Origin of the sequence: Finegoldia sp., from assembly GCF_046991905.1 — a bacterium.
GTDB lineage: Bacteria > Bacillota > Clostridia > Tissierellales > Peptoniphilaceae > Finegoldia.
Genome location: NZ_JBKWZF010000081.1, coordinates 1 through 5,435, shown reverse-complemented (window position 1 = coordinate 5,435; position 5,435 = coordinate 1). Strand labels below are relative to the sequence as shown.

The window sequence follows — 5,435 nt, the reverse complement described above, 5'->3', positions numbered from 1 at the left end:
TATACAAACTATGATGCATTGATTGACACACTGGAGTATGATATCAGCCAGGAACGGGCCAAAACCTATGCCGGCTTGGATATGGAACAGATAATTAAGCGAATTTCTCGCTTCACCTCGGATATTTGGCAAGCGCATCCATTCATGGAGGGCAATACCAGGACGACCGCCGTTTTTATAGAATGTTATTTAAACAGCATCGGCTTCAGGGTGGATAATTCTTCTTTCAAAGAGCATTCCCAATATTTTAGAAATGCCCTTGTTCGTGCCAATTATGCGGATTATAGCAGAGGAATTCTGACGGAAAATTGCTATTTAGAACGTTTCTTTTCTAATCTGCTAACAGGATCCAATTTACCACTTCGGAATAGGGAATTGCTGTTAACAGAACAATTTAAAAATATGTCGAGAAATCAGGAGCCGGAGTATTAAAAGAGAACAGAGCTCTGGTTTAGAAGATCATAATAAAGAAAAGACTATCGGTTAATTATATCGGTAGTCTTTTTTTGTTTAAAAATAGTAGAAAGATGCGAAAAGCGCATATTTTGGGTGCAAGTCCCACTTTCTTCATCATTTTCGATTTTTTATTTGATGCACATTGACAACTGAATAGAGATTACACGGTTGAATGATAGTAACAAATGATGGGCGGCTAATGGTACGGCCGCCCCTAAAAACTATGGAGGTGGGGGGATTGTTTTTACTGGATTATTTGTTTATACTTCTTTTAGGGGTCAATACAGGTATCATTACGGCCTACTTGATGGAAGGATTATATGGTAATACGATGATGACAATTGATTTTTCAAATGTTCCGGCATATATGGTAGCTGTGATAGCCGGAGGATTCCTAGCAGCAATTGGAAAATACCTTTTCGATGAAATCAAAGAGAGTAAAAAGATAGGTAAAATTGATGAAACGATTACAGAAACAAAAGTAATAGTTGAAAATGTGGATTCTCAGGTGGTGAGACTAGAGAAACAGGCAGATAGCCAGTTTCAAATGCAATTTTCAAAACTTGATAACATTGATAAATTCGTTGCAGAATCGAGAGCATTGAAAAATGCTTCCGGAGGCCAGGGGATTGATGTATTGCAGATTTTAGCATCTATTCAAGCTATGGCGGAAACGATAAGGAAGGTTCAAAATGAATCAGCAGAAATGGAGCATAGTCTAAAAGAACAGATATTAGCTTTAGAGAAGGAAAACCAGAAGCTAAAAACTGAAAATCAAAAATATAGTGAAGAATTACAAAAAATTCGTAACAATAGAGTTCAAGATGAACCAGAGCGTTAAATCAGCTGATAAGGTAAAGAGGAAAAGACAGCGGAAAGAGGAAGAGTATTTAAAAAGTGAAAAAACTTATAAGCCGAGAGGTTCGCAATAGCAGATCTCGAAATGAATTGTCATAGATGATAATACATGATAAAATAACCGTGTATAATAGCAAAGAAGACAGAGGATAGTTCCCGGTGCTCCTTCGGAAATGAACGAAGGAGGAAAGGACTATGAATGCATCAGAGGTATTGACATTAGTGCTGGTGATGCGGCACTGACATACAAAGACAATCATCGGAAATAGTAATTTTCATTTATAATGAAAAGAGCTATCCTCTACTGGCATAGAGGATAGCTGGTAACTAAAAATTACTCACGCAATCCGAAGGTCATCGTGGACGTCGAAATCCACTGATTTCTTCTAAACTTATTATACACGGGGGGCCTGAAAATTTCAAGCCCCCTTTGTTTTACATATAAAGTAAAAGATTATATTCCACCTGTTCATATGGAATAACCTTGTTGCAATGGGGGATTATTTTTAATAGGATAGTGGTGCTGTAGATGAATTGTTGTTCATTATACATAGAATTTGTGTGATACAGACAAGAGGGAGGGTAAATAACGTGATAAAGATAGAAAATCAAGAAACCGTCGGTATATTCAATTATTTGCTTTTACATCGTTTCTACATTGAACATAGGAAGAACGATAGAAGCGGTATATATGGTCTGACACAAAAAATGATGGCATATAATTCGAATAAAATCGAAGGAAGTCGCCTGACCGAAGACCAAACAGCTTCTTTGTTCGAAACCGGAACTGTGAATGCAGAGGGCGAGATTATTTTTAGAGCAAAAGACATAGAGGAAATGACAGGCCATTTTCTTATGTTTAATGAAATTTTGAAAACAGTGAATGAGCCATTGACGGAAAAGTTAATCAAAAAATACCATTATTGTTTAAAAGCTGGGGTCTTTGAAGATTTGGCGAATGGATATGCAGTTGGAGAATACAAAACAAGGGCAAATGTTGTTTCAACAATTACGACAGCGTTGCCAGAGGAGGTTCCTCACTTGATGGGAAAGCTTCTATCCGAATATCATAGTAAGCGTGAGTGCGATTTGGAGGATTTAGCAAAATTCCATGTACAATATGAAACAATTCATCCTTTTCAGGATGGGAATGGAAGGACTGGTCGGGGAATTCTATTTAAAGAATGTTTAAAAAATAATATCACTCCCTTTATCATAAAGGATATTAACAAAGCACAGTATTATCAGGGCTTGAAACAGGTAAGTGATAAAAATGACTACTCCAAACTAGTTCAATATTTTAAAGAGGAGCAAAAAGCCTATTTAGATTTGGCTAAGGCCTTTGTAATACCATATAACATAGAGACAATTGAGGGATTGAGGGAATTATTGAAGTCAGCCATGAAGCAACCCCGTATTCAATGCCAGGCTGCCGAGCAAGAGATTTAATATAAGCAAATTAAGCAGCCGGAGGTATAGTCCCCCCGGCTGCTTATAAAATGAAGTTAATAATCAAATAGGTCGCATTGACCATTTATTTTCCTTTCGATGGAAATATAAATTTATCCTTTGCCGGCGGCTTTGATTGATATATTCACATTGATAATTAATGCCTAAAACAGGATTAGATTGTACGTCAATAACTTTACAAATGGGAATATCAGAGTAAGAACCATCCGAATTTGTATAGCGGAAGTATAAGGGCATACAATCTCCATTTACATTGTAACTTGCAATTACAGGGACAACGGTATTTTGGGCAGGGTCATATGCCCCGTATTGTCCTGGAATTTGAGTGTGATATGGCATGAGTCAATCTCCTCCTCTCATGATATGATTATACGGAACAAACGTTCTGTGCACAAGTGGGAAAATTATGAAAATATAATGAGACAACTATCTCCTGTAAAAATAGTGACGAGCACTCAGGACTTAAGATAATTAAACTGGGGTTCAGACATATAAATTGGATGGGCTGATAAGTAATCTTGAACAATAGAAAAATTGTGATAAGATAAAAGTATGTTAGGGGTCAGGAGAGGTAGTTTTTATGGAATTGAAATATCGCATATTAGTTGGTTTGATTTCATTGATTTTTGGCGGGGGCGCATCGTATTTCATATTTACAGATCAAGATAGCAAAAAGCAAAAATTTAATTTTAATCCAGAGCGTCATAATATATTTGAAAATGCAGGGTATAGCGTGTTTATGTACTTTTCAATATCGATTATTGTAATTATGTTTTTCCTGCTTCTGTGGCAAATTATTGTTATGCTCATATTATCGGATTTCAAATATGCTAATGAAGTGATCAGTAGCGGGCTGAGCTTTGCAATTATGATACCTCTAATCGGGAACATGATTCATAAAATTTATGAATTATATTTATCGAAATTTCCAAAGCGATTTGATGAATTAAATGCTCAAGAAAGAAAATGGATTTCAGTAGTAGCATGTTTGGGGATCGCTATGGTAAGCGTTAATGACAATATTGAATTAGCATTTTCAGCTTTAGCACTCATGTTTGGTAAGTTTTTATGGCTGGATAGTACATCAAAGCAATTAGCTGAAGAATTTAAAGAGGCATTGAAACTGCCGGTCCTCATTTTACTTGCTATTTTACTCTGTTTGCTAACTGGATTTTACATATGCATAGATGAAAAATTTGCGGTTGTCTATTCTTTCTTACTAGGGTTAGGTTTTGTAATCGGTATAGTCATATATTGCTTTATTCAAAAAAACAAAGAGAAGAAAAATTAGAAAAAAAATTTAATCTTGACATCATTCATCCGGGGCTTTATAACCTCGGATGTATAATAAATAAAACAAAAAGAGTAGATTTAGTATATAACTAAGCATAGAATAGTATTATCATTTCAAAACTGGTATTATTATCTTAAGATAACACAGAAAATATATAAGATAATGATTTTGGGGGATTTTCATATGATAAAAATATATGATAAGAAGAAAGACGTAGAAAGGTGGGTTCATCGGGTTTATACAAAAGAAGGCAGTGATCGCCTCTGGGTTCAGTTTGATAAAATGGGGGAGGAATATCCATTTAGTCGTTCACGTATAGAGCTATTAAAAGGGGACGAAGAACAAGTTGAAAATGATCGTTCTAAAATCATTGTTTATGCATTAGAAAAGCATAACTGTTGTTATTGTAGTCATGAATTTGATGCATTCACCTATCTGGTATTTGATGATGGAACAGATGAAAATATCACGTATCCATGGGATATTAAACGTTTAACTTCAAATAGACAGCCTTACAAATACGAAGACCCAGTAGAACAAATAATGAGACGTTTTGCAATTAAGACTTTAGGGACAGATAAAACATTAGATCAGAGATTGCGACAAGAATTTCCGAAGCAATTGCGCAATATGACTGATAATTTTATAGATGGAAAAAGACACATCATGAATATTTGCAAAGAATGTAAAAATGAATATGATACAATATATCTTCGTGAGGATATAAATCACATAATTCGAGATATGAAGCGACTCAAGATCGTGAAAATCATAAATAAAGAGTAGGAGAAAAATAATATGATAAATAACAAATTCAAAAAAATTGTTTCGATGTTTACCACAACAATCATATCAGCAGCCTTACTTATTTTAACTCCATTCACCGCGATGGCTGGTCAACCAAATACAGGGATAAATGGAGGACAATTTACAGATTTGAATACACTTACCTGGACGGCCAACGAAGGAACTGAAACAATTTTTGGAAGGGGGCCGAAGTTTAGCGATATTCATCCAGATGTAACCGATCCAGAGTATTTTTTGAAAGGTTACTATCAACAGGAGGGAGGTTACTGGGACTCGCCTTACCATAGAGAGGCTTCAACGTATAATGAGCCTTTAGCTAATGAGCTCAAAGCTTTTGTGCATAGCTTTGACTGGTTAAATTCAGATGAATTAACGAGAGCAAATATGGTGCATGATAGGATATCTAATGGGTATCACGGTAACACCTATGAGCATTCTGCTGAAGCATTTACTGTTTTAATGACGGGAAAGGGTATATGCGGAGATTTCTCTGAAGAGTTCCAATACTTAGCTAAATTCGTAGGCTTAGAATGTGAAGTGTATACACCTT

6 protein-coding genes are annotated in these 5,435 nt (G+C 35.6%); all 6 read left to right on the top strand.

All coding sequences use genetic code 11. From position 1 onward, the window contains the following. A partial coding sequence (locus tag ACLUJM_RS12565; RefSeq protein ID WP_412412952.1) for a Fic family protein occupies positions 1-432 on the top strand: 432 nt, incomplete at its 5' end. A gap of 262 nt (positions 433-694) precedes the next feature. Next, positions 695-1,297: a hypothetical protein gene (locus ACLUJM_RS12560; protein ID WP_202185750.1), complete on the top strand. Its 603-nt coding sequence runs from the start codon at positions 695-697 to the stop codon at positions 1,295-1,297. Between the two features lie 608 nt (positions 1,298-1,905). After that, on the top strand, positions 1,906-2,763 hold the full coding sequence (locus ACLUJM_RS12555; RefSeq protein WP_003497059.1) for a Fic family protein: 858 nt from the start codon (positions 1,906-1,908) through the stop codon (positions 2,761-2,763). Between the two features lie 601 nt (positions 2,764-3,364). Further along, the gene (locus tag ACLUJM_RS12550; RefSeq protein WP_412412951.1) at positions 3,365-4,075 is read left to right on the top strand and encodes a hypothetical protein; all 711 of its coding nucleotides are present in this window, start codon (positions 3,365-3,367) and stop codon (positions 4,073-4,075) included. A 186-nt stretch (positions 4,076-4,261) separates the two neighbouring features. After that, positions 4,262-4,864 (top strand): hypothetical protein, encoded by a 603-nt coding sequence (locus tag ACLUJM_RS12545; RefSeq protein ID WP_412412950.1) that lies wholly within the window; start codon positions 4,262-4,264, stop codon positions 4,862-4,864. A gap of 12 nt (positions 4,865-4,876) precedes the next feature. Continuing rightward, positions 4,877-5,435: hypothetical protein (locus ACLUJM_RS12540; protein ID WP_412412949.1), on the top strand; the 559-nt coding region annotated here is incomplete at its 3' end.

What these genes read in the sequence shown, in the direction of transcription:
- ACLUJM_RS12545 (WP_412412950.1), top strand. Translation starts at nt 4,262, where the DNA reads ATGATAAAAATATATGATAAGAAGAAAGACGTAGAAAGGTGGGTTCAT.
- ACLUJM_RS12550 (WP_412412951.1), top strand. Translation starts at nt 3,365, where the DNA reads ATGGAATTGAAATATCGCATATTAGTTGGTTTGATTTCATTGATTTTT.